This is a genomic window from Arthrobacter agilis (genome assembly GCF_030816075.1).
GTDB lineage: Bacteria > Actinomycetota > Actinomycetes > Actinomycetales > Micrococcaceae > Arthrobacter_D > Arthrobacter_D agilis_E.
Genome location: NZ_JAUSXO010000001.1, coordinates 2396091 through 2420189, shown reverse-complemented (window position 1 = coordinate 2420189; position 24099 = coordinate 2396091). Strand labels below are relative to the sequence as shown.

Below are 24099 nucleotides of genomic sequence, written 5' to 3'. Positions count from 1 at the left end.
CGGACCCCGACCCGGGGGAGGTCCGCGGCCTCCCGCCGCGGCTCAGGATGCCACCGCGACCGCGAAGTGGTGCTCGATCACCGCGCGGATGTCGTCGTGGCATCCGCCGCAGCCCGTCCCGGCCCGCGTGCCCGCGGATACCTCCGGGACGGAGGAGCACCCGCCGGCGACGGACTCCTGCACGGCGCCGCGGGTGATCCCCGCACATCGGCAGAGGGTCGCGTCCGGTCCGGGAGGCAGCGCCGCGAGCACCCCTTCGGCGCTGTCGAGGCTGAGCAGGCTCGACCGGTCCGCCGGCAGTTCGCTCCGGCGCTCGAAGAGCAGGACCAGTTCGGCGCCGGTCCGCGGCATGCCCACGCACACGAGGCCCGTCAGGACGCCGTCGCGCGTGACCATTTTCGCGTAGCGGCCGTGCCCGGGGTCCGCCCAGACGGCGACGGCGAGACCGGGCTCGATCGTCCACGGATCGGCGTCGGTCTCGCCGGCGGTGACGGCGTCCACGCCGTGTGCCTTGAGGACCAGGACGGCGTCCCGCCGCTCGGGAGGTCCGGCGGCCGCGGCAGGCCGACCCGAGAGTTCCGCCACGAAAGCGAGGCCGAGCTGGTCCGCCTGCTGCCAGCCCGGACCGAGGAGGCCCGGGGGAGCGGTGGTCCCGGAGCATGCCGCGCAGGTGCTGACCCCACAGCAGACCTCGGCGCAGTCGCCGATCGCCCAGACGCCGCCGGTGCCGAGGGCCCGGAGCTCGTGGTCGACGAGGATGCCGTCCGCGGTCGCGAGATCGCACCCGTCGGCGAGCTCGGTGCGCGGCCGTACTCCGCAGGCGAGCACGAGGGCACCGCCGTCCACCCGGGCACCGCCCTCGAGGGCGAGTGCGGAGAAGCGGCCGTCCGTGAGGCAGATGCCTGCCGAGGTCCCGGCGACCACTGTGATGCCCGCCCTGGCCAGCGCCGACCCCAGGACCCGGGCACCCTCCCCGAGGAGCCGTTCCATGGGCGAGCGTCCGGAGTGCACGAGGGTGACCCGTCCCCCCTCCTCCGCGGCGGCGAGGGCCGCCTCGATGCCGAGGATGCCGCCGCCGAGCACCACGATGCGCTGCTGCGCGGCCAGGGCCGCGGCCACGGCGCGGGCGTCGTCGAGGTCGCGGAGGAAGCCGACGCCCGGCGGGAGCCGGTGGGCGTCGTCGAGGCCGTCGAGCCGCGGCAGGACGGGACGGGATCCGGTGGCGAGCACGAGGCGGTCGTACCCGAGGGCCCGGCCGTCGGCGAGCAGGACCCGCCGGTAGGGCCTGTCCACCCGGACCACGCGCGTTCCGAGCCGCACATCGACGCCGGCGGCCGACAGAGCTCCTGCGTCGGCGAGGCGGATTGCCGTTTCCCGGATGCGGCCGACGGCCACGTCCGCGACGAGGACCCGGTTGTAGGCGGCGTCGTCCTCCTGCCCGATGACGGTGAGGGCCACGCGGCCGGCGGCGACGAGTGGTTCGAGGTGCTCGACGAACCGCGCCGCGACGGGCCCGAAGCCCACCACGATGATCCGCTCGGGCCCGTTCGCGCCGGTGCTCATGCGATGGCCTCCAGCCGACCGGCTCCCGCGGGACGGACGGGCCGGGCCAGGGACGAGACCCGCACGGGCGTCGTCTTGAATTCGGGCATCCCCGAGACCGGGTCCGTGGCGCTGCCCGTGAGCAGGTTCGCGCTGCCCGCCCCCGCGTAGTGGAAGGCGAGGAAGACGGTGTCCTGGCGGATGTCGGGCGTGAGGTCCGCCAGGGCATGGGCCTCACCGGAGGTGCTCGTGACGACGACGGGATCACCGTGGGCGATGCCGAGATCCCGCGCCGTGGCGGGGTGGAGCTGGAGGCGCGCCGCCGGCTGCGCCGCGAGGAGTTCGGGGACGCGCCGCGTCTGGGTGCCCGACTGGTAGTGCTCAAGGAGGCGGCCCGTGGCCAGGAGCAACGGGGCGGGAGCACGCGCACCGACCGGATCGGGGCGGGGCGAGACGGGGACCAGCAGGGCACGTCCGGCCGGGTGGGCGAAGGCCTCGAGGAACAGGCGGGGGGTGCCGGTGCTGCCGGCGGGGTAGGGCCAGTAGGCCGGCTCCCCGCCGTCGAGCACGGTGTAGTCGAGGCCGGAGTAGTCCGCGATGCCGCCGGCGCTGGCGCGGGCGAGCTCGTCGAACATCGTCTCCGGGTCCTCGCTGAACAGGGACGGAGCCGCCAGCAGCCGGGCGAGCTCCTGCAGGACCCACAGTTCGCTGCGCGCCCCGGCGGGTGGCGGGACGGCGGCCCGCCGGCGCAGCACCCGGCCCTCCAGGTTGGTCACGGTGCCCTCCTCCTCGGCCCACTGCAGGACCGGCAGCACGATGTCGGCCATCGCCGCGGTCTCCGACAGGAAGAAGTCCGAGACGACCAGGAGGTCGAGGGAGCGGAGCCCTGAGATCACCGTCGACGCGTCCGGGGCCGAGACCGCGATGTTGGCGCCGTGCACGAACAGGCACCGGGTGCCACCCGGGGCGCCGAGGGAGGCGAGGAGTTCGACGGCCGGGAGGCCGGGGCCGGGGATCGCCGCCTCGGGCACCCCCCACACGGCGGCGACGTGTGCGCGGGCCGCGGGATCGGTGATCCTCCGGTAGCCGGGCAGCTGGTCCGCCTTCTGCCCGTGCTCGCGCCCGCCCTGCCCGTTGCCCTGGCCGGTGAGCGTCCCGTACCCGCTGTGCGTGGTCCCGGGCAGGCCGAGGAGGAGGGCGAGGTTGATGGCGGCGGTGGTGGTGTCGGTGCCGTCCGCATGCTGCTCGATGCCCCGCCCGGTGAGGATGTAGGCGCCGGGACCCCCGGCCGCTCCGCTGCGGGCTCCCGCCGCGAGCCGCCTCGCCGTCGCGCGGAGCGTCGCCGCCGGGACGCCCGTGATGCCTGAGACGCGCTCCGGCCACCAGCGCGCGAGACCGCGTACGACGTCGTCGTACCCGCGTGTGCGGGCCTCGAGGTAGCGGCCGTCCTCGAGCCCCTCCGCGACCACCACATGCGCCAGACCGAGCAGGAGCACGAGGTCCGTGCCCGGTGTGGGCTGCAGGTGGATGCCCCTGCCCTGGTCGGTCAGCCGTGCCGTCGCCGAGCGGCGGGGGTCGACGACGATCAGCCCACCGGCGGACTGCGCGCCCCGCAGGTGCTGGACGAACGGCGGCATGGTGTCGGCCGCGTTCGAGCCGAGGAGCAGGACCACCGAGGCGTCGTCGAGGTCCGCGAGCGGGAAGGGCAGGCCGCGGTCGACGCCGAAGGCCCGGTTCCCGGCCGCTGCCGCGGAGGACATGCAGAAGCGGCCGTTGTAGTCGATGCGGGAGGTGCGCAGCGCGAGCCGGGCGAACTTGCCGAGGGTGTAGGCCTTCTCGTTGGTGAGTCCGCCGCCCCCGAACACCGCCACGGCGTCCCGGCCGTGCTGTGCCTGGATGCTGCGCACCCGATCGCTGATCAGGTGCAGGACCTCGTCCCACGTCGCTTCCTGCAGGTCGCCGACACCGTTCCGGACCAGGGGCGCGGTGAGGCGGTCCGGATGCCGGAGCAGTTCGCCGGCGGACCAGCCCTTCCGGCACAGGCCACCGCGGTTGGTGGGGAAGGCGCGGCCGGTGACCGTGACGCCGTCGTCGTCCGGTGCCGCGGTGACGGTCATGGCGCACTGGAGGGCGCAGTAGGGGCAGTGCGTGGCGTGCCCGGCGCCGGTCTGCTGCAGCATCGGTCAGACCGTGCCGAGCGGCGAGGAGCGGCGGAGGTAGCAGAACCAGGTGACCGCGAGCATCAGGACGTACCCGCCGACGAAACCGTAGAACGCGCCGTCGTAGCTGCCGGACGCGCCCTTCGAGGCGTTGAGGACCTGGGGGATGAGGAAACCGCCGTAGGCGCCGACGGCCGAGATGAGGCCCAGGGCCGCTGCCGACTTCCGGGCCGTGCTGACCGATTCCCGCAACTCCTCCGATCCGGCCGCGGCTCCCCGCCGGGCGAAGATCACGGGGATCATCCGATAGGTGGCGCCGTTCCCGGCTCCGGCAGCGGCGAACAGGACGAGGAACAGTCCGAGGAAGAGCCAGAAATTGGCCAGGGGCAGGGTCCAGACGACGGTGAGGGCGATCGTGGCCAGGACGGCGAAGGCACACACCGTGATGAGGGCCCCACCGAACCGGTCGGCCAGGCGTCCGCCGAAGGGCCGGGAGAGGGAGCCGACGAGGGGGCCGAGGAAGGCCAGGCCCAGCGTGACCGGGCCCATGGAGATCTGGGAGAAGGCGGGGAAGGTATCGGCGATCAGCTTCGGGAACACGCCGGCGAAGCCGATGAACGAGCCGAAGGTGCCGATGTACAGCAGCGCCATGATCCACAGGTGTGGTTCGCGCACCGCTGCCAGGGAACCCGCAAAGTCGCTCTTCGCGCTCGACAGGTTGTCCATGTACTTCCAGGCGCCGAAGGCGGCGATCAGGATCAGGGGTACCCAGAGCCAGCCGGCGAGCGGCAGGTTCAGGGTCGCGGCGGCACCGAGCACGACGGCGATGGGCACCACGAGCTGTGCGACGGCGGCACCGAGGTTGCCGCCCGCGGCATTCAGGCCGAGCGCCCAGCCCTTCTCGCGTGCCGGGTAGAAGAAGGTGATGTTCGCCATGGAGCTGGCGAAGTTGCCGCCACCGAAGCCTGCGAGAGCCGCGACGGCGAGCATCACGCCGAACGGGGTCTCCGGGTTCGAGACGCAGAGCGCCAGTCCGCTGCTCGGGATCAGCAGGAGGAGGGCCGAGATGATCGTCCAGTTCCTCCCACCGAACCTCGGGACCATGAAGGTGTAGGGGATGCGGAGCGTCGCACCGACGAGGGACGGCATGGAGATCAGCCAGAAGATCTGCGAGGTCGTGAACGTGAAGCCCGCAGCGGGGAGGTAGACGACCACGATGGACCAGAGTTGCCAGACCACGAAGCCGAGGAACTCGCAGGCGATGGACCAGCGCAGGTTGCGCCTGGCGATGGACTTGCCGACACCGTTCCACTGGGCGGTGTCCTCGGCGTCCCAGTTGTCGATCCAGCGGCCGGGCCGGTGGCGCAGCTGTGCCGCGCTCGCCGGCGGAGCCGCGGTCAGGGTGGGCGTTGGTGCGTCGTCGATGCTCACGGGTCCTCCAGGGGCTGGTGTGCCTGCTTTCCCCCGACGCTAGTGAGCGCGCGTTTCCGGTCACGGCGTGCCGCGTAAACGCTCCGTGACGTTCACCTATCCACGCCCCGGCGAGGATGTGAGAACTTCCGCCGAGCGGGATCCCTCGACGACGGTGGCGGAGGGCACCTGACGCGCCACGCCGCCAGGGCACCCGTCAGGGCACCTGGCAAAGCACCCGGCACATCGACCAGCGCACGCTCGACCCGCGGGCATTGCGGGGCGACCCCGGAACGGGGGATTCTGGGTCGGTCGAATCATCACCGTCTTCGGGAAAGGCCGTCGCATGAAGATCCTCGTCACCGGATCCACGGACGGGCTGGGCCTCGCCGCTGCCGAGACCCTGATGGCGCAGGGGCACGCCGTCGTCGTACACGCCCGCAACGAGGACCGCGCCGCCGGTCTCGCCGCCCTGACGGCGCAGGGAGCCGCTCTGGTGGTGGGAGACCTCGAGGACCGGGACGCGGTGGCGCGGATCGCGGCGGAGCTGAACGCGGCGGAGCCACCGGAAGCCGTGATCCACAACGCCGGGGTCTGGAGCGGCCGTGCCGTGATGCCCGTCAACGTCATCGCACCGTATCTCCTCACCGCCCTGCTCGACGGCCCGCGACGCCACGTCTACCTCAGCAGCGGCTCCCACTACAGCGGGCATGCCAGGCTCCAGGGCGTGGACTGGACCGGTACCGTGGCCGGCTCCTACGGCGACAGCAAGCTCTTCCTCACGGCCTTCGTCGCGGCGCTCGCACGCGTGCGCCCGGACCTCCTGGCACACGCCGTCGATCCGGGGTGGGTGCCCACCCGCATGGGCGGCCCCGACGCGCCGGACGATCTCGACCTCGGCCACCGGACCCAGGTGTGGCTGGCGACGAGCGATGACCCCGACGCCCTCACGAGCGGCGGGTACTGGTTCCACCGTGCACGGCGTGCGCCGCACGAGGCCGTGCACGACACCGCGTTCCAGGACGACCTGCTCCGCGTACTGGCCGCGGAGACCGGGGTCGCGCTGCCCGCGGGTCAGTAGGAGGGCGCTGCGGGGAGGCCGAAGTGCTCCTCGAGCGTCTGCGTACCCGCCGCCTTCATCGCCAGCGAGACATCCCTGCCCACGTACCGGAAATGCCACGACTCCGCGGAGAAACCCGTGATCTCGTGGAACCCGAGCGGGTAGCGGAGGATGAACCCGAAGTCCGCCGCATGGGCTGCCGCCCATTGACCGGCGGGGGTGTCCCGGAAGCAGAGGACGAGCGTGCAGGCGCCGTCCGCCTGCCCGATGTCGAACGCGAGCCCCGTCTGGTGCTCGGAGTACCCGGGCCGCGCCGAGACGGTGTCCGCACCCGCGGCGTCACCGTACTGCGCCACCCAGGAGGCGTACGTCGATTCCTGGGTGGCGAAGGAGCGGTAGCCGCTGACGAGGACCAGCCCCACGCCATCGTCCCCCGCCGCAGTGAACATCTGCTCCACGGCCGCTGCGACATCGGGACGCAGGAGCGCGTTCTCGGTGGCCGTCGCAACACCGGGCTGCCGCAGGTCGGCGGGAGCGAAGTCGAGCGGCACGAGGGGACGGCGCTTGTTCACGACGACGTCGACGGCGCCAGGATCCGTGTGCCCGACCGCTGCCGGGACAGCCGTCGCCGGCGGGGTCGTGGTCGGCGACGCCGTGGCCGTCGGCGAGGGATCCCGCTGGACCGGGGCCGGAAGCGCCCCTGGCGAGGCGTCCCCGGTGGGAGTCGGCTCTCCGGTGGGCGGACCGGACGTCGGCGCGCCACCCGTGGCGGCAGGGCCGGAGGGCTCTGTGGCGTCCGGCGAGGAGACGGTCGCTGCCGGGTCGGGGCCCGAGCAGGCAGGAAGCGCCAGCGCGATGAGCAGCATCGCCGCGAGCCCCCGGCGGCGCATCCTCAGGTCTTCCGCAGGAGCATGCGACGCACGGAGTGGTCGGCGTCCTTGGTCAGGACCAGCTGCGCCCGTCCACGCGTGGGCAGCACGTTGGTCACGAGGTTCGGCTCGTTGATGCGCTCCCAGATGCCCTTGGCGGTCCGACGCGCCTCCTCGTCGCTGAGACGCGCATAGCGGTGGAAGTACGACTCGGGATCGGCGAACGCACTGGACCGCAGGGACTGGAACCGGTCGATGTACCACTGCTCGATATGGGCGGTCTTCGCGTCCACGAAGATCGAGAAGTCGAAGAAGTCGCTTACGGCCAGTCCGGTGATGCCGTCGGTCCGCGGCCGCGCGGGTGCCAGCACGTTGAGTCCCTCGACGATCAGCACATCCGGTCGCCGCACCACGATCTCCCGGTCCGGCACGATGTCGTACGTGAGGTGGGAGTAGGACGGCGCCCGGACCTCGGCCGCCCCGCTCTTGACCGCGCTGACGAAGCGCAGCAGCCGGCGGCGGTCGTAGGACTCGGGGAACCCCTTGCGCTGCATGAGCCCGCGGCGGTGGAGTTCCGCGTTCGGGTACAGGAAACCGTCCGTCGTGATGAGTTCCACGTCCGGGGTGCCGGGCCAGCGCCGCAGCAGCTCACGCAGCACCCTGGCCGTCGTCGACTTGCCGACCGCCACGGAGCCGGCGACGCCGATCACGAACGGCGTCCGGGTGGTCGTCTCGCCGAGGAACGTGTTGGTGGCCGCATGGAGCTGTCCCGCTGCGGCCGTGTACAGGTTCAGCAGCCGGGACAGCGGCAGGTACACCTCGCGCACCTCGTCGAGGTTCAGTGCGTCGCCGAGTCCGCGGAGGCGCTGCACGTCCTCGAAATTCAGCGGGCTCTCGATCTCGTGCGACAGGCGGGACCACATCTGGCGGTCCAGTTCGACGAAAGGGGTGAAGGATTCGGCACTGGTGGCCTGCTGCGTGCCCGTGCGTGTGTCACTCACCTCATGATTCTGCCCGGTGCCTTACGCATTAACAAACGCAGCCACCGGTACGCTAGGTGACATGTGCGGAATTGTGGGCTATGTAGGCCGGGACCACGGCCAGGGAACGTCGGCGCTTGACTCGGTCGCCCCGGCGTTCGAACGGGAAGCAGCGGAGGCGCGCCACGGCGCGCTCGACGTCGTGATGGAGGGCCTTCGCCGGCTCGAGTACCGCGGGTACGACTCCGCGGGTGTCGCCGTCATCACGCCGGCGGGCATCGAGTCGCGGAAGAAGGCCGGGAAGCTGACCAACCTCGTCGGCGAACTGGCGGCAGACCCGCTGCCGCGCTCGCTGACGGGGATCGGCCACACCCGCTGGGCCACGCACGGCGGGCCCACCGACCAGAACGCCCACCCGCACCTGGCCGACGACGGCAGGCTCGCCCTGATCCACAACGGCATCATCGAGAACTACGCCGAGCTGAAGGCCGAACTGACGGGTGAGGGCCTGACCTTCATCTCCGACACCGACACCGAGGTGGCCGCCGGGCTCGTCGGCTACCTGTACCGCGGCCTGGTGGAGAGCGGCGCCGAGGGCGACCTGCTCACGCTCGCGCTGCAGCAGGCCTGCCAGCGTCTCGAGGGTGCCTTCACCCTGCTCGCCATCCACCAGGACCAGCCCGGCACCGTCGTCGCGGGCCGCCGCAACTCCCCGCTCGTCGTCGGTCTGGGCGACGGCGAGAACTTCCTCGGCTCCGACGTCTCGGGTTTCATCGATTTCACCCGCCGCGCCGTCGAACTCGGTCAGGACCAGATCGTCAGCATCACGCCCGACGAGGTGACCATCACCGACTTCTTCGGCGCTCCCGCCGAGGGCACCGAGTTCCACGTCAGCTGGGACGCCGCCGCGGCGGAGAAGGGCGGTTTCGACTCCTTCATGGAGAAGGAGATCCACGACCAGCCGGACGCCGTCGGCCAGACCCTCCTCGGGCGCTCCGACGTCTCGGGCAACCTTGTGCTCGACGAACTGCGCATCGACGAGGCGATCCTGCGCTCGGTCGACAAGATCGTGGTGCTCGCCTGCGGTACCTCCGCCTACGCCGGGCAGGTGGCAAAGTACGCCATCGAGCACTGGTGCCGCATCCCCACCGAGGTGGAACTGTCGCACGAGTTCCGCTACCGGGATCCGATCGTGAACGAGAAGACGCTCGTCGTCGCCGTCTCGCAGTCGGGCGAGACGATGGACACGCTCATGGCCGTGCGGTACGCCCGTGAGCAGGGCGCCAAGGTCGTCGCGATCTGCAACACCAACGGATCCACCATCCCGCGCGAATCGGACGCCGTGCTCTACACGCATGCCGGTCCGGAGATCGCCGTGGCCTCCACGAAGGCGTTCCTGGCGCAGATCACCGCCGCGTACCTGCTGGGCCTCTATCTCGCGCAGCTGCGCGGCAACAAGTACCGCGACGAGATCGCGGACGTGCTGAACGACCTGGCCACGATCCCGGCGAAGATCCAGTCGATCCTCGACGACGCCGACAAGGTCAAGCAGCTCGGCGCGGACATGGCCAACGCGAAGTCGGTGCTCTTCCTCGGCCGGCACGTCGGCTTCCCCGTCGCGATGGAGGGCGCCCTCAAGCTGAAGGAGCTGGCCTACATCCACGCCGAGGGCTTCGCCGCCGGTGAGCTGAAGCACGGCCCGATCGCCCTGATCGAGGAGGGCCAGCCCGTCGTGGTGGTCATGCCGTCGCCGAGCACCCGCGACTCGCTGCACGCGAAGGTCGTCTCCAACGTCCAGGAGATCCGGGCTCGCGGCGCGGTCACGATCGTCATCGCCGAGGAGGGCGACACGTCCGTCGAGGCCTACTCGGAGCACGTCTTCTACGTTCCCGCGTCGCCGACACTCCTCGCCCCGCTGCTGACCACCGTGCCGCTGCAGCTCTTCGCGCTCGCCCTCGCCAGCGCCAAGGGCTACGACGTGGACCAGCCGCGCAACCTGGCGAAGTCGGTCACGGTTGAGTAGTCCCCGCCGGGTGCCGCCGCACAGCAGTGCTGCGGCACCGTGCGGGGCCCCGGCATGATCGTCGGGATCGGCGTCGACGTCGTGGACATCGAGCGTTTCCGGCAGCAGCTCGAGCGGACCCCGGCCCTCCGGGAGCGATTGTTCGTGCCCTCGGAGCGAGGGCTCAACACGCGGTCGCTGGCTGCCCGCTTCGCCGCCAAGGAGGCCATCGCCAAGGCCATCGGCGCGCCCGTGGGCATGAACTGGCAGCACTGCACCATCGAGGTCGACGACACCGGCGCACCGTCCGTCGTCGTCGACGGCACTGTCGCGGACGCCGCGCGGGCCCGCGGCGTCGAGACGTGGCACCTGTCCATCAGTCACGACGGCGGCCTTGCCACGGCCATGGTCGTCGCGGAAGGCCGGGCGCGGACAGGGTCAAAATAGTAACCGTGCTGATTATCGGCCGGCTTACCGCTAGGCTCGACCATATGCTGTCTGCCTTTTCCGGGGGTGACGTCCGCGCTGCGGAGGGCCCCCTCATCGATGCCGGGCTCGGGGATGCCCTGATGCAGAAGGCTGCCCACGGGCTGTTCACCGTGGTACTCGGGATGCTGCGGGACGGTGGGCGCGGCGTCTACGGTGCCACGGCCGTCGTGCTGGCCGGCAGCGGCAACAACGGTGCCGACGCCCTGTACGCGGGGGAGCGGCTGCTGCGCCGTGGGGTCGCGGTCCTGGCCGTCCTCACCTCCGAGCGCGTCCACGCCGCATCGCTCGGGGCGTTCCTCCGTGCCGGCGGCACGAGTGTCCGGCTCGACGGCGCCGACCCCGGTGCACTGGCGCTGCACGCCGCCGGCGCCGATGTCGTCATCGACGGCATCCTCGGAACGGGCGGCAGCGGGGGACTCCGCGGGCACGCGTCCGCCTTCGTCGAAGCCTTCAACGACCTCGCGGGGCCGCGCGGTACGCGATCGGCCCTCGTGGTCGCGTGCGACCTCCCGAGCGGGATCGGTGTCGACACGGGGCGCGTGGACGGCCCGCTGCTCGACGCCGACGTCACGGTCGCCTTCGGGGCCGCGAAGCCCGGGCTCCTCCTCGGAGCGGGTGCCCTGGCCGCCGGAGAGGTGGACGTCGTCGACATCGGCCTCGACCTCGCGGCCTTCACCCCCGCCGTCCGCACCCTGCTCGACGCCGATGTGGCCGCCCTGCTGCGCGCCCCCACGCCGCACGACCACAAGTACTCGCGGGGTGTGCTGGGCATCGCCGCAGGCTCCGCCCGCTACCCCGGTGCGGCCGCGCTGGCCGTCGGGGCGGCGCTGGCGACGGGGCTCGGTATGGTGCGCTACCTGGGTCCCGGCGAGGTCGCGTCCCTCGTCCACCAGCGCAATCCCGAGGCCGTCGCGTCCACCGGCTCCGTCGACGAGGCGCGGTCGCAGGCATGGCTCGTGGGCCCGGGCGCGGTCGACGACCACGACCAGCGCCGGCGCGCTGCGGACGCCATCGCCTCCGGACTCCCCGTCGTCGTGGATGCCGGCGCGCTCCCCGAGGTACCCGAGCGCGTGGGACCCCAGGTGATCCTGACGCCGCACGCCGGGGAACTGAGCGGGCTCCTCGCCGCGCGCGGTGTCGACGCAGACCGGTCCGCCATCGAGGCCGAGCCGGCGCTCTTCGCGCTCCGGGCCGCCGAGACGACCGGTGCCACGGTGCTGCTCAAGGGCTTCACGACCGTCGTCGCGGCGCCGTCGGGCACGCTCTTCGCGCAGACCGATGCGAGCCCCTGGCTGTCCACCGCCGGCTCCGGCGACACGCTCTCGGGCATCCTCGGGGCGCTCGCGGCGACGCTGGCCGAGGACGACGGCGCGGCGGCCCGCGTGGGGGTCGCCGACGAGGACCTGTGGGCAGCCGTCGCCGCCGCGGGCGCCGCCATCCACGGACGCGCCGGCCGGCGGGCCGCGCTCCGCGGGCCGATCGTCGTTTCCGACCTGCCCACCGACATCGGCGCCGTGATGGCGCACCTCTACGAGGAGCGTCGCCTAGCCGCCGTGATGTGAGGAGTGGGCGGCGCAGTTAACCGCGCCGACAGATGAATGCGCTATGTATGGAACACAGGGACGGGGCACCAGGACCCCGCAGCTTCACGAGTACCACCGAGGCCGCCCGCGGGCGGCCACGGCAGAAGACACCAAGGAGAACTGATGGAATTATGGCCCGGCGATGCGTATCCCCTGGGAGCTACCTACGACGGCACGGGGACGAACTTCGCGCTTTACAGCGAGGTCGCGGACCTCGTCGTCCTGTGCCTCTTCGACGATGACGGCACGGAGACCTGTGTCGAGCTGAAGGAGGTCGACGGCTACGTGTGGCACGGTTACCTGCCGCACGTGACCCCCGGACAGAAGTACGGCTACCGGGTCCACGGGCCCAACAATCCGGCCGAGGGACACCGCTGCAACCCCAACAAGCTCCTCCTGGACCCCTACGCGAAAGCCATCTCCGGTGATCTCGACTGGGACCAGGCACTGTTCGGCTACAACTTCGGCGACGAGCACTCGGTCAACAACGACGACTCCGCGGCGCACATGATGCTCGGCGTCGTCGTCAATCCCTTCTTCAACTGGGACGGCGACCGCATGCCGCGCACGCCCTACCACCAGTCGGTCATCTACGAGGCCCACGTCAAGGGCCTCACGCAGCTGCACCCGGACATCCCCGAGGAGCAGCGCGGCACCTACGCCGGCATCGCGCACCCGTCCGTCATCGCGCACCTGCAGAAGCTCGGCGTCACGGCGATCGAGCTCATGCCCGTGCACCAGTTCGTCAACGACAGCACGCTGCAGGAGAAGGGCCTCTCCAACTACTGGGGCTACAACACGATCGGCTTCTTCGCGCCGCACAACAAGTACAACTCCTCCGGCGACCAGGGCGAGCAGGTCCAGGAGTTCAAGGCCATGGTGCGCGAACTGCACCTCGCCGGCATCGAGGTCATCCTCGACGTCGTGTACAACCACACGGCCGAGGGCAACCACATGGGTCCCACCATCTCGATGCGCGGCATCGACAACGCCTCCTACTACCGCCTGGTAGAGGACGACAAGCAGTACTACATGGACACCACGGGAACGGGCAACTCCCTCAACGTGGGTAACCCCCACTCCCTGCAGCTGCTCATGGACTCGCTGCGCTACTGGGTCACCGAGATGCACGTGGACGGCTTCCGCTTCGACCTCGCCTCGGCCCTGGCCCGCGAGTTCTACGAGGTGGACCGACTCTCGGCCTTCTTCGAACTCGTGCAGCAGGACCCGATCGTCTCGCAGGTCAAGCTCATCGCCGAGCCCTGGGACGTCGGACCCGGCGGCTACCAGGTGGGCAACTTCCCGCCGCAGTGGACCGAGTGGAACGGCAAGTACCGCGACACGGTCCGCGATTTCTGGCGTGGCGAGCCCTCCAGCATCGGCGAGTTCGCCTCGCGCCTCACCGGCTCGGCGGACCTCTACGAGCACTCGATGCGCCGCCCCGTGGCGTCCATCAACTTCGTCACCGCACACGACGGCTTCACGCTGCGGGACCTCGTGTCCTACAACGAGAAGCACAACGAGGCCAACGGCGAGGACAACAACGACGGCGAGTCGCACAACCGGTCCTGGAACGGCGGGGTCGAAGGCCCCACCGACGATCCGGAGGTGCTGGCGATCCGCGTCCGACAGCAGCGCAACTTCATCGCGACCCTCCTGCTCTCGCAGGGCGTGCCGATGCTGCTGCACGGTGACGAGCTCGGCCGCACGCAGGAGGGCAACAACAACACCTACTGCCAGGACTCCGAGCTCAGCTGGGTGCACTGGGACAAGATGGACCAGCCGCTGCTCGAGTTCACTGCCGCGGTCAACCGTCTCCGCTCGGAGCACCCCACCTTCCGGCGTCGCCGGTTCTTCGACGGGCGTCCCGTGCGTCGCGGCGAGGGCGAGGCCCTGCCGGACATCGTGTGGCTCGACACCGCCGGCGACCTCATGGCTCCCGAGGACTGGAACAGTGGCTTCGGCCGCTCGATCGGTGTCTTCCTCAACGGCCAGGGCATCCAGGGGCGCGACGCCCGCGGCCAGCGGATCGTGGACGCCAACTTCCTGCTGTACTTCAACGCGCACGATGAGGCCGTGGACTTCACGATCCCTTCGGACGAGTACGGCGCATCGTGGGACGAGGTGATCGACACCGCCGGCAAGTACGCCGACAGTGACGCGATACCGGCCGGCAAGACCATCTCGGTGGAGGGCAAGTCCATGGTGGTGCTGCGGGTGCACACCGAGGTCGAGGATCTCGACCACTCGGTCGCGGCGTCCCTGGCGATCCTCGCCAACGAGGTCACGGCGAAGACCGGCACCCCCTAGCACTCCCCGTACAGGTACACCCATCCACCCGTCCCAGGAGGACCCCCACGTGTTGACACCGAAATCCACCTACCGGCTGCAGATCCGGAGCGAATTCGACCTGCATCGGGCTGCGGCCCTGGTGCCGTATCTGCACGACCTCGGGGTGGACTGGGTGTACCTGTCACCGATCCTGACGGCGGAGAAGGGGTCCGGCCACGGCTACGACATGACCGACCCCACCGCCGTCGACCCCGACCGCGGCGGTCCCGGCGGCCTCGCTGCGCTCAGCGAGGCCGCCCGGGCCGCGGGCATGGGGGTGCTCGTCGACATCGTGCCCAACCACATGGGCATCGAGACGCCCGCCGACAACGCCTGGTGGTGGCAGCTCCTCAGGGAGGGCCGTACCTCGCGCATGGCGGAGGCGTTCGACGTCGACTGGGACGCCAACGGCGGGCGGATCCGCGTCCCCGTCCTGGGCGACGGCGACGACGAACTGGACCAGCTCGCGGTCGTCGACGGTGAGCTGCGCTACTACGACAACCGGTACCCGATCGCCGAGGGTACGGCGCATCCGGGTGACACGGGTGCCGAGGTGCATGCCCGCCAGCACTATGAGCTCGTGAACTGGCGCCGCGCCGACCGCGAACTCAACTACCGGCGCTTCTTCGGCGTGAACACCCTCGCGGGCCTGCGCGTCGAGGTGCCGTGGGTGTTCCAGGAGAGCCATAGCGAAGTGAGGCGATGGTTCGACGAGGGCCTCGTGGACGGCCTGAGGATCGACCACCCCGACGGCCTCGCCGATCCCAAGGGCTACCCTCGACGACCTCCGCACCCTGACCGGCGGCGCGTACGTCCTCGTCGAGAAGATCCTGGAACCGGGGGAGGAGCTCCCCGGGGACTGGGCCACCGAGGGGACCACCGGGTACGACGCGCTCGCGGACATCGACCGGCTCTTCACCGATCCGGCGGGCGAGCACGCGCTCACCGCGTCCGTGCCCGTGGCCCCGTTCCACGAGATGATCCACGGCACCAAGCGCGGCATCACCGACGGCATCCTCCACTCCGAGGTGCAGCGTCTGACGCGGCTCGTGCCGGCCGCCGCGGGACTCGAGGCCGACGCCGCAGCGGACGCGATCGCAGAACTGCTGACCTGCTTCCCCGTCTACCGCAGCTACCTCCCCGGTGGCGCGGAGTACCTCGCCGAGGCGGTGCGGGACGCGCAGGTGCGCCGGCCCGATCTCGCGGACACGATCACCGCGCTGCACCCGCTCCTCAATCCCTTCCTCGACGGCACCGGAGACGGTACGGGAGACGGCACGGGAGAGCTGACCGAGCTCGCCCGGCGGTTCCAGCAGACCTCGGGCATGGTCATGGCGAAGGGCGTGGAGGACACCGCGTTCTACCGGTACTCGCGCCTCGTCTCCCTCAACGAGGTCGGCGCGGACCCGGGGATCTTCTCGGTCGACCCGCTGGAACTGCACCGGCGCCTGCTTCGGCGCGAGACGGACAGCCCGCTGGCCATGACGACGCTGAGCACCCACGACACGAAGCGGAGCGAGGACACCCGCGCCCGCATCTCGGTCCTCTCCGAGGTGGCCGAGGAGTGGACCGCCCTCCTCGCCCGGCTCGAGGAGCTCGCCCCCGTGAACGACCCCACGTTCGCGCCGCTGCTCTGGCAGTCGCTCATCGGTGCCTGGCCGCTCAGCCGGGAGCGTGCGCACGCCTACGCCGAGAAGGCGTCCCGCGAGGCCGATCTCAGCACGCACTGGACCGCCCCGGACGAGGACTTCGAACGCGGGATGCATGCCGCCGTGGACGCAGCCTTCGACGACGGCGCCGTCTCCGGCATCATCAGCGGCTTCGTCGAGCGGATCCAGGCGGCGGGATGGTCCAACTCGATCGGACTGAAGCTGCTGCAGCTGACCATGCCGGGTGTTCCGGACGTCTACCAGGGCACGGAGTTCTGGGACACGTCGCTGGTGGACCCCGACAACCGCCGCGAGGTGGACTACGACGCACGCCGGCAGGTGCTGACCGACCTCGCCTTCGGCGCCCTGCCGCAGATCGGAGCGGACGCGCACGCCAAGCTGCTCGTCGTCTCCCGCGCCCTGAAGCTGCGGCGCGACCGTCCGGAGCTCTTCACCGGATACACGGCCGTCGCAGCGTCCGGTGACGCCGCCGACCACGTGTTCGGGTTCGACCGCGGCGGTGCCGTCACCCTGATCACGCGCCTGCCCCACGGGCTGGCGCAGCGCGGCGGGTGGGGGGACACCACCCTGCAGATCCCGGCCGGCAGCTACACGTGCGTGCTCACCGGCACCGCCGTCACCGGAGGCACCGTGCGTGCAGCCGACCTCTTCTCCACCTTCCCCGCAGCCCTACTGGTCCAGGAGGACGCAGCATGAGTTCACCGTTCGACGTCTGGGCGCCCCGCGCCGAGTCCCTGACCCTCGTGGCGGACGGCACGCACTACCCGATGACGCAGGGCGAGGGCGGCTGGTGGCACCCGACCGACGCGCCGCCGTCGTCGGACATCGCCTACGGGTACCTCGTCGACGGCTCCGACACCCCGGTCCCCGACCCGCGCTCGCGCCGCCAGCCCGAGGGCGTGCACCAGCTCTCGCGCACCTTCGACACGACGGCGCACGAGTGGCAGGACGAGTCGTGGCAGTCCCCGGGCCTCACCGGCGGGGTCATCTACGAGATGCACCTCGGCACCTTCACGCCCGAGGGGACGCTCGACGCCGCGATCGGCAAGCTCGACCACCTGGTGGACCTCGGGGTGCAGTTCGTGGAACTGCTGCCCGTGAACGCCTTCAACGGCACCCACAACTGGGGCTACGACGGCGTGCTCTGGTACGCCGTGCAGGAGACCTACGGCGGTCCCGCCGCATACCAGCGGTTCGTCGACGCCGCACACCAGAAGGGCCTCGGCGTCATCCAGGACGTCGTCCACAACCACCTGGGCCCGAGCGGCAACTACCTCGGTCTCTTCGGCCCGTACCTCACCGAGGGGATGTCGAACACGTGGGGCGATTCGCTCAACCTCGACGGACCGCAGTCGGACGAGGTGCGGAACTACGTGATCGAGAACCTGGCCCTGTGGTTCAGGGACTACCACGTGGACGGCCTCCGGCTCGACGCCGTGCACGCGCTCCACGACGAGCGCGCCGTCCACATCCTCGAGGAGTTCGCGACACGGACCGACGAGTGGGCCGAGGAGCTCGGGAAGCCGCTGTTCCTCATCGCCGAGTCCGACCTCAACAATCCGCGCCTCATCCAGAGCCGCGACGTCGGGGGCTACGGCCTCGCCGGGCAGTGGAGCGACGACTTCCACCACGCGGTGCACGTCAACCTCACGGGCGAGACGGAGGGGTACTACGCCGACTTCGACTCGGTCGGCGCGCTGGCGAAGGTCCTCGAGAAGGGCTTCTTCCACAACGGCACCTACTCGTCCTTCCGTGAACGTCACCACGGCCGCGAGATCGACCCGTCACGGGTGTCCCCGCTCCAGCTCGTCGTCGCGACCCAGAACCACGACCAGATCGGCAACAGGGCCGCCGGTGACCGCATCAGTGCCACCTTGAACCCGGCACAGCTCGCGCAGGCGGCCGTCCTGAACATCCTCGGGCCCTTCACACCGATGCTCTTCATGGGCGAGGAGTTCGGGGCGTCCACACCGTGGCCGTTCTTCACCTCGCACCCGGAGCCGGAGCTCGGCAAGGCCACGGCCGAGGGGCGGCTCAAGGAGTTCGAGCGGATGGGCTGGCGCCCGGAGGACGTGCCCAATCCGCAGGACCCGGAGACCTTCGCGTCCGCCAAGCTGAACTGGGCGGAGGCCGGGCAGGGGCACCACGCCGAACTGCTCGCCACGTACCGCGACCTCATCCGGCTCCGCCGTTCGCACCCCGAACTGCACGACGCCGATTTCGGCAGCGTCTCCGTCGACTTCGACGAGGAGGACCGCTGGCTCGTCCTGCACCGGGGCAGCACCGTCGTCATCCTGAACCTGGGTGACGCCATGGTGACCGTGCCCGTCCGGGGTGCCGACGCGGAAGTGCTCCTGTCGACGGTCGACGGCGTCGGGCTGCTCGCGGACACGGTGCAGCTCCCGCCCCATGCGTCGCTCGTCCTCCGCCCGGGCAGGGCGTAGTCCGGGGGCATAGTTCAGGACTGTGCAAGGGTTCCGACAGGACTGACCCCGGGGGCGCCGAACGGTCGGCGCCCCCGGGCATACTGGGCGGGACACTCTTCCCTGCGCCGGATCGGGTCCCGTCGCCCTCGCCGGCGGGGCCGGTGACCGCCGGGAGCGGTACCCGGACGGCACGAGGCGGCAAGGACACATGACCCTGGACACGACGACCCTGCAGATCGCATTCGGGGCCATCGCCATCACGCTCTTCGTGCTCTTCTACACGGTGTCGTTCCGCCAGACGCGCTCGGCCTACAGCGCCTGGTGGTGCGCGGCGATCGCCCTCTTCTTCACGGGGACCACCAGTTACCTGCTGGACGGAACGGCGCACCAGGTCTGGGCCAACCCCCTGGGCAACACGCTGCTGGTCATGGGGGCGGTGTGCGTCTGGGCAGGAGCCCGGACCCTGCGTACGAGCAGGCCGGCATGGCTGCAGCTGACGGCGGCGCCGCTGCTCACGCTGCTGGCCTCGGCACTCGACGACCCCGCCGCCGATTCGTGGTCCGGCGGTGCGGTGTTCCTCGGGATGATGGCGCTGAGCATCGGCCTCGCCTCCTGGGAGCTGTGGCGCCTGCCGAGCAGCTACAGCAAGGTCCAGGCTCCCCTCGCGGTCTCCTCCGGCCTGGTGGCGATCCTCTACCTGGCACGGTGCCTCGCGTTCGTCATCGAGGGCCCCGACGGCTACGTCTTCACCACCTACTTCGGTTCGGGCACCACCACGCTGGTCACCATGCTCCTGCTGGTCGTCGTGTCCTTCAGTGCGGCAGCGCTGAGCGCCGAGCAGATCGCCACCGATCTCCGGGCGCGCGCCGACCGCGACGCGCTGACCGGGCTGCTCAACCGATCGGGTTTCCTCGACCTCGCCGCCACCCATACCGACCGTCTCGCCCGGGCGGATCGCCCCGGCACGCTGATCCTCGCGGACCTCGACTTCTTCAAGGCCGTGAACGACACGCACGGGCACGCGGCGGGGGACACCGTGCTGCAGACCTTCGCCGAGGCCTGCACCGAGACCGTCCGGTCCACGGATCTCGTGGGGCGCTACGGGGGCGAGGAGTTCATCTTCCTGCTGCCCGGTGCCTCGGTCTCCCGGAGCGAGGACATCACCCGGGCGGTGAGCCTGGCCCTCCGCGGACACTCGACCCCCGGAGGGTTCGAGATGCCGACGGTCAGCTACGGCATCGCCGCGATCGAAGCGAGCGACTACGACCTGGACGCCGCGATCGCCGCGGCGGATCGGGCGCTCTACGCCGCGAAGGCCAGCGGCCGCGACAGGTCCGTCCGGGCCGTCGGCCCGGCGCTGGAGCAGGGGCGCGACTCCTCCGCAGGCCCAGCGGGCCCGCCCGGCGCCTGATCGGGGGATGCTGCCCCGACCGACCGACCGACCGACCGGGGACCGACCGACCGCCCGACCGGGGTAGGGACAGGGCGGCACGGCATCCGGTGGAGGCATCCCTCGGACTCCGGCGTGCGGGCGCCCCGCTATCGCTTGTCGCCGGCGCCGGCCGCGCCGATCGCGGTGTGCAGGTCCCGTAGTGCCTGCTGCACCTCGCCGGCGGGCCGGGGGAGGGCCTGCTCGACGGCGGTCAGGGCGGACCGGAAGTGCCGGCCTGCCGTGTCATGGACCTCCCGGCCCGCGTCGGTGAGCGTGATGCGGTAGGACCGGCGATCGTCCGGGTGGGGAACCTGCCGGACGTGCCCTCGTGCGACCAGCCGCTTGACGTGGCTGGACACCGTGGTGGCCGGGGCGGACATCCACCGGGCGAGGTCGCCCGGGCTGATCTCTCCGGACTGCCGCAGCACGGAGTAGACGGCGAAGTCCTCGGCGTCCAGGCCGCTGCCGGCCAGTGCGCCGTCCAGCAGCGCGATGGCCGCGCGGGAGGTGAGCCAGGTGTCGAAGAGCACGTTCGACTCCTCGCCCTTGACAGAATTACTGCGATCTCGCACTATCTCTCCCATGCAAAAGTATTACGAAATCGTAGCATCGGCGGCCGTGACGGTGTGGCGTGCGATGGTCCGTGCCCGGGTGGTCGTCGCCGTCTGGCTCCTCTTCGGGCTCAGCGCGCTGGCCATGTTCGGCCTCCCCGGCCTCCCCGGTCTGACCGGCGCGGTGCCCCGGGCCTGCCACGGGCGGAGCGCGCTGGATGTGCGCGGCCACTGGACCGCCACGGACGCACGGGACTTGGTCGCGGCCTGCGGGGCCGGGGGACGGGCGGCCTATCTCCGGCTGGAACTGCTCGATCTCGCGTACCCGCTGCTCGGCGGCCTGGCCCTGCTGCTCGTGTCCGCCCTGGTGATCCGGCGCCTGCCCGGCCGGGCATGGCGACTCCTGCTGGTCCCCGCCGTGGCGATGACCGTGCTCGACTACGGCGAGAACGCGATGGTCTGGCACCTCCTGTCGACGTGGCCCGCCGTCGGGGACCTGCCCGCACACCTCGGAGGGGCCGCGACCGCAGCGAAGCGCGCCGCGGGCCTGGCGGCCTACCTCGCCGTCCCGCTGCTCCTGCTCGCCGTCGGTGTCGACCGCCGGGTCCGGGCTCGGGCCGGAGCGGCGGTCCCGTCCCGGCCATGACATCATCGATGGATGGACCAGGAGACTCGACGCATCATGCGGGCCGACGCCCGCCACGCCTGATGCTGCAGTTCCGCAGTGCCGCTCCGGGGGACTGGCCCGCCCTCTGGGCCATCATGGAGCCGGTGGCCCGGGCGGGTGAGACCTACTGCTGGGACACGTCCATGGACGAGGCTGCCGGTCGGCTCGAGTGGCTCCCGGGGGCGGACGGAACCGATCCCACGCTCGTCGTCCACGTGGCCGTCGACGCGGAGACCGATCGCGTGGTGGGCACGGCACAGCTCCACGCCAACCGGGGCGGCAACGGGGCGCACGTCGCGAACGCCTCCTTCCTGGTGGCGGCCGACGCCGGCGGCCGGGGTGTCGGCCGCGCCCTCGCCGGCCACGTGCTCGACGAAGCGCGTGCGGCGGGTTACACGGCCATGCAGTTCAACGCCGTCGTCCAGACCAACGAGCGCGCCGTCGCCCTGTGGGTCTCCCTCGGATTCGCGATTATCGGGACGGTCCCGGGGGCGTTCCTGCACCCCTCGGCCGGACCGACAGGACTCCACATCATGCACCGTTCCCTCTAGGTGCCGAAGACGGAGTCCCGGCGGGACAGCGCTCCCCGACGACAGGTCGCACCGCGTGTCCAGGACGCATCCTTCTCCGACCCGCGCTGAACCGTTCGCACGTCCGCACGTCGGGCCGTCCGCACGTCGGGCCGTCCGCACGTCGGGCCGGGACGTGCCGCTTGCACGCACGGGACACAATGGGGCATGACCTCGACATCGCCTGTCCACGATCCGCTGCTCGGTGCCTGGGCGGTCCTCGGTGAACCCCGCGTGACCGCCGAGCTGGCGAGGTCCGGCGTCGGCTGGATCGGCCTCGACGCGCAGCACGGGCATTTCGACGACCGCTCCCTCCGGGACACGCTCGGTCTCCGCCCGTCGGGTGCGGCCCCGATGCTCGTCCGCGTCGCCGCCAACGACGCGGCGCTGATCGGGCGGGCGCTCGACGCGGGAGCGGACGGCGTCGTCGTCCCCCTCGTGGACAGCGTGGCCGACGCCGAGCGGGCGGTGGCCGCGAGTCACTATCCCCCGGCCGGCGCGCGCAGCTGGGGGCCCCTGAACGGCAGCCGCCCGATCCACGGCCCGGGCTCCGACAGCGGCCCGCACGCCGTCCCGCTGTGCGCCGTGATGATCGAGACCGCTGCCGCGCTGGACGCCGTCGAGGCGATCGCCGCGGTCCCTGGTGTCGACATGATCTTCGTCGGCCCGTTCGACCTCTCACTCGCGCTCGGCCTGCAGCCCGATGACCTGCTCGCGGCGCACGCAGGGGAGGACGCGCACCTCACGCGGATCACCCGCGCCTGCAAGCACGCCGGGATCACCGCCGGCGCCTATGCCGGGACACCCGAGCGGGCCGCCCTGCTGGCCGCAGCGGGCTTCGAGTGGATCGCCGCTACCACCGACGCCGCCCTGCTGTCCCTGGGGGTCGGGGAGGTACGCCGGCGGGTGCTGTCGGACGGGGCGGCTCAGCCGGCCCAGGAGGCCTTCAACGCGGGGAACGCCTCCTCGTAGCCGGCGAGCGCCGCCCTCGCCGCGTGGAAGGAGTCGACCAGCGGGTGCCCGGCGAGGGCCCGGAGGGCGGCATCGCGGTCCCGGTGCACCGCCGCACGCACCGTGTCCTGCTCGACGGCCTTGACCGCCGCCATCAACCCGAGTTGGTGGGCGGTCAGGGGTGCCGCGGGCAGGGGACGCGCCCCGGCCGCGTCCACGACGGACGGCACCTCGACGACCGCATCCGCCGGCAGTCCGGGGAACGCCGATCCGTTGCGCACATTGAGGATCAGCTCCGCACGCCGGCCCGTGAGCAGCGCCCGCATGACCTGCAGTGCGACGCGTTCGTAGCCGCCGCCGGCGAGGTCCGCCTCGTCGCGTTCCTCGTCGTCGGTCCGGGCCTCGGCGAGGTAGCCGGACTCCCGCTCGAGCCGCGCCGCTTCCCACACGGCGGCGGGGTCCTCGGCGGCGACGAGCCGGGGGTACAGGTCCCGCTGCTGGTCCCGCAGGATCTCCCCGCGCGTCCGGTCCGCAGCGCCGATGGAGCGGAGCGCCTCCCGGTGGAAGTAGTAGTAGAAGAGGTACTCGTTGGGCAGTGCACCGAGGATCCGGAGCAGGTCCGGGCCGAAGAGCCGCCCCTCCTCGAAGCCGGCCAGACGCAGCGGATCGGCGAGCAGCCCCGGGAGGCGGTCCGTGCCGCCGTCGTGGAGCCCGCGGAGCCAGCCCAGGTGGTTCAGTCCCACGTAGTCGACGCCGGCCAGCGAGCCGTGCAGGTCGACTCCGGCGGCCCGTGCGGCGCGCGCCACGAGGCCCGAGGCCGAATCGCAGATCCCGACGACCCGCGGACCCAGGATCCCGGACAGCGCCTCGGTGACCATCCCGGCGGGGTTCGTGAAGTTGACGAGCCACGCGTCCGGCGCGACGTCGCGCATGGCCCGCGCCACCTGCATCATGTCGGGGATGGAGCGGAGGGCGTAGGAGATCCCGCCGGCGCCGACGGTCTCCTGCCCGAGGAGCCCCGCGGCCAGGGCCACCCGCTCGTCGAGGATGCGCCCCTCGGTCCCTCCGCTGCGCACCGCGGCGAAGACGACGTCGGCGCCCGGCAGCGCGTCCTCGAGGCGGTCCGCGACGCGCACCGACGGCCGGGGAACACCACCCGTGTGCGGCAGGCCCCCGAGCACCCGTGCGATGGCCCGCGCGCGCTCCGGTTCGGCGTCGAGCAGCACGACGTCGGACACGAGCCCGGCGAACGGGCCCTCCGCGAGCGCGCGGTACACCAGCGGCACACGGAACCCTCCGCCGCCCACGATCACGAGGCGCGCACCGGTTCCGACCGTCTGGGCCAAGGTTCGTCCTGCTTTCGTCGTGGGTGTCGCCGGGCTGCTGCTACCGGGGCTCGAAACAGGGC

At 71.5% G+C, this 24099-nt stretch carries 17 protein-coding genes and 1 pseudogene; 11 read left to right on the top strand and 7 right to left on the bottom strand.

Annotation, left to right across the window (positions count from 1 at the left end):
* Positions 1–42: 42 nt before the first annotated feature.
* Genes QFZ50_RS11175 through QFZ50_RS11165 form a run of 3 tightly spaced genes read right to left on the bottom strand, consistent with a single transcriptional unit; the run spans position 43 to position 5126 of the window.
* On the bottom strand, positions 43–1563 hold the full coding sequence (locus QFZ50_RS11175) for an FAD-dependent oxidoreductase (RefSeq protein ID WP_307084186.1): 1521 nt from the start codon (positions 1561–1563) through the stop codon (positions 43–45).
* Positions 1560–3722 (bottom strand): molybdopterin oxidoreductase family protein, encoded by a 2163-nt coding sequence (locus tag QFZ50_RS11170; protein WP_307084184.1) that lies wholly within the window; start codon positions 3720–3722, stop codon positions 1560–1562. The genes QFZ50_RS11175 and QFZ50_RS11170 overlap by 4 nt, the downstream gene beginning before the upstream one ends.
* A 3-nt stretch (positions 3723–3725) precedes the next feature.
* Positions 3726–5126 carry an MFS transporter gene (locus tag QFZ50_RS11165; protein ID WP_373462314.1) on the bottom strand — a complete coding sequence of 467 codons (1401 nt, stop codon included), beginning with the start codon at positions 5124–5126 and terminating at the stop codon, positions 3726–3728.
* Positions 5127–5457: 331 nt separating this feature from the next.
* Here QFZ50_RS11165 and QFZ50_RS11160 point away from each other — a divergent pair, with 331 nt between their 5' ends.
* Positions 5458–6192 carry an SDR family NAD(P)-dependent oxidoreductase gene (locus QFZ50_RS11160; RefSeq protein ID WP_307084182.1) on the top strand — a complete coding sequence of 245 codons (735 nt, stop codon included), beginning with the start codon at positions 5458–5460 and terminating at the stop codon, positions 6190–6192.
* Here the strand turns inward: QFZ50_RS11160 and QFZ50_RS11155 are convergent.
* Both QFZ50_RS11155 and coaA read right to left on the bottom strand, forming a co-directional pair.
* On the bottom strand, positions 6186–7061 hold the full coding sequence (locus tag QFZ50_RS11155) for a M15 family metallopeptidase (RefSeq protein ID WP_307084180.1): 876 nt from the start codon (positions 7059–7061) through the stop codon (positions 6186–6188). The genes QFZ50_RS11160 and QFZ50_RS11155 overlap by 7 nt on opposite strands.
* Positions 7062–7063: 2 nt before the next feature.
* The gene (gene coaA, locus QFZ50_RS11150; protein ID WP_307084178.1) at positions 7064–8041 is read right to left on the bottom strand and encodes a type I pantothenate kinase; all 978 of its coding nucleotides are present in this window, start codon (positions 8039–8041) and stop codon (positions 7064–7066) included.
* Positions 8042–8102: 61 nt separating this feature from the next.
* Here coaA and glmS point away from each other — a divergent pair, with 61 nt between their 5' ends.
* From glmS to QFZ50_RS11115, 7 genes and pseudogenes are all read left to right on the top strand, one after another.
* Positions 8103–10043: a glutamine--fructose-6-phosphate transaminase (isomerizing) gene (gene glmS / locus QFZ50_RS11145; protein WP_307084176.1), complete on the top strand. Its 1941-nt coding sequence runs from the start codon at positions 8103–8105 to the stop codon at positions 10041–10043.
* Between the two features lie 54 nt (positions 10044–10097).
* Positions 10098–10469: a holo-ACP synthase gene (locus tag QFZ50_RS11140; RefSeq protein ID WP_307084174.1), complete on the top strand. Its 372-nt coding sequence runs from the start codon at positions 10098–10100 to the stop codon at positions 10467–10469.
* Positions 10470–10513: 44 nt separating this feature from the next.
* Complete coding sequence (locus QFZ50_RS11135) at positions 10514–12073, top strand: bifunctional ADP-dependent NAD(P)H-hydrate dehydratase/NAD(P)H-hydrate epimerase (RefSeq protein WP_307084172.1); 1560 nt, start codon at positions 10514–10516, stop codon at positions 12071–12073.
* Between the two features lie 144 nt (positions 12074–12217).
* On the top strand, positions 12218–14404 hold the full coding sequence (gene glgX, locus QFZ50_RS11130; protein WP_307084170.1) for a glycogen debranching protein GlgX: 2187 nt from the start codon (positions 12218–12220) through the stop codon (positions 14402–14404).
* A 49-nt stretch (positions 14405–14453) separates the two neighbouring features.
* Positions 14454–16791, top strand: a pseudogene (gene treY, locus QFZ50_RS11125) (malto-oligosyltrehalose synthase).
* Positions 16788–18539, top strand: coding sequence for a malto-oligosyltrehalose trehalohydrolase (treZ, locus tag QFZ50_RS11120; protein ID WP_307084168.1), 1752 nt, complete (start codon positions 16788–16790; stop codon positions 18537–18539). Before treY ends, treZ begins: the two are co-directional and overlap by 4 nt.
* Positions 18540–18729: 190 nt before the next feature.
* On the top strand, positions 18730–19932 hold the full coding sequence (locus QFZ50_RS11115; protein ID WP_307084167.1) for a GGDEF domain-containing protein: 1203 nt from the start codon (positions 18730–18732) through the stop codon (positions 19930–19932).
* A gap of 128 nt (positions 19933–20060) precedes the next feature.
* Here QFZ50_RS11115 and QFZ50_RS11110 read toward each other — a convergent pair whose 3' ends face one another.
* Positions 20061–20483 carry a MarR family winged helix-turn-helix transcriptional regulator gene (locus tag QFZ50_RS11110; protein ID WP_307084165.1) on the bottom strand — a complete coding sequence of 141 codons (423 nt, stop codon included), beginning with the start codon at positions 20481–20483 and terminating at the stop codon, positions 20061–20063.
* Between the two features lie 88 nt (positions 20484–20571).
* Between QFZ50_RS11110 and QFZ50_RS11105 the strand changes: the two genes are divergently transcribed.
* The 3 genes from QFZ50_RS11105 (at position 20572) to QFZ50_RS11095 (ending at position 22712) form a co-directional block, all read left to right on the top strand.
* Positions 20572–21150: a hypothetical protein gene (locus tag QFZ50_RS11105; protein ID WP_307084163.1), complete on the top strand. Its 579-nt coding sequence runs from the start codon at positions 20572–20574 to the stop codon at positions 21148–21150.
* A gap of 62 nt (positions 21151–21212) precedes the next feature.
* Positions 21213–21722 (top strand): GNAT family N-acetyltransferase, encoded by a 510-nt coding sequence (locus QFZ50_RS11100; protein ID WP_307084161.1) that lies wholly within the window; start codon positions 21213–21215, stop codon positions 21720–21722.
* A 186-nt stretch (positions 21723–21908) separates the two neighbouring features.
* Positions 21909–22712 (top strand): HpcH/HpaI aldolase family protein, encoded by an 804-nt coding sequence (locus QFZ50_RS11095; RefSeq protein WP_307084159.1) that lies wholly within the window; start codon positions 21909–21911, stop codon positions 22710–22712.
* Here the strand turns inward: QFZ50_RS11095 and QFZ50_RS11090 are convergent.
* The gene (locus tag QFZ50_RS11090; protein WP_307084157.1) at positions 22667–24037 is read right to left on the bottom strand and encodes a family 4 glycosyl hydrolase; all 1371 of its coding nucleotides are present in this window, start codon (positions 24035–24037) and stop codon (positions 22667–22669) included. The genes QFZ50_RS11095 and QFZ50_RS11090 overlap by 46 nt on opposite strands.
* Positions 24038–24099 lie beyond the last annotated feature (62 nt).

Bases quoted from the DNA above. Each gene is read 5' to 3' on its own strand.
- QFZ50_RS11175 (WP_307084186.1), bottom strand. From the start codon at position 1,563: ATGAGCACCGGCGCGAACGGGCCCGAGCGGATCATCGTGGTGGGCTTC.
- QFZ50_RS11170 (WP_307084184.1), bottom strand. From the start codon at position 3,722: ATGCTGCAGCAGACCGGCGCCGGGCACGCCACGCACTGCCCCTACTGC.
- QFZ50_RS11160 (WP_307084182.1), top strand. From the start codon at position 5,458: ATGAAGATCCTCGTCACCGGATCCACGGACGGGCTGGGCCTCGCCGCT.
- QFZ50_RS11155 (WP_307084180.1), bottom strand. From the start codon at position 7,061: ATGCGCCGCCGGGGGCTCGCGGCGATGCTGCTCATCGCGCTGGCGCTT.
- glmS (WP_307084176.1), top strand. From the start codon at position 8,103: ATGTGCGGAATTGTGGGCTATGTAGGCCGGGACCACGGCCAGGGAACG.
- QFZ50_RS11140 (WP_307084174.1), top strand. From the start codon at position 10,098: ATGATCGTCGGGATCGGCGTCGACGTCGTGGACATCGAGCGTTTCCGG.
- QFZ50_RS11135 (WP_307084172.1), top strand. From the start codon at position 10,514: ATGCTGTCTGCCTTTTCCGGGGGTGACGTCCGCGCTGCGGAGGGCCCC.
- glgX (WP_307084170.1), top strand. From the start codon at position 12,218: ATGGAATTATGGCCCGGCGATGCGTATCCCCTGGGAGCTACCTACGAC.
- treZ (WP_307084168.1), top strand. From the start codon at position 16,788: ATGAGTTCACCGTTCGACGTCTGGGCGCCCCGCGCCGAGTCCCTGACC.
- QFZ50_RS11115 (WP_307084167.1), top strand. From the start codon at position 18,730: ATGACCCTGGACACGACGACCCTGCAGATCGCATTCGGGGCCATCGCC.
- QFZ50_RS11100 (WP_307084161.1), top strand. From the start codon at position 21,213: ATGCTGCAGTTCCGCAGTGCCGCTCCGGGGGACTGGCCCGCCCTCTGG.
- QFZ50_RS11095 (WP_307084159.1), top strand. From the start codon at position 21,909: ATGACCTCGACATCGCCTGTCCACGATCCGCTGCTCGGTGCCTGGGCG.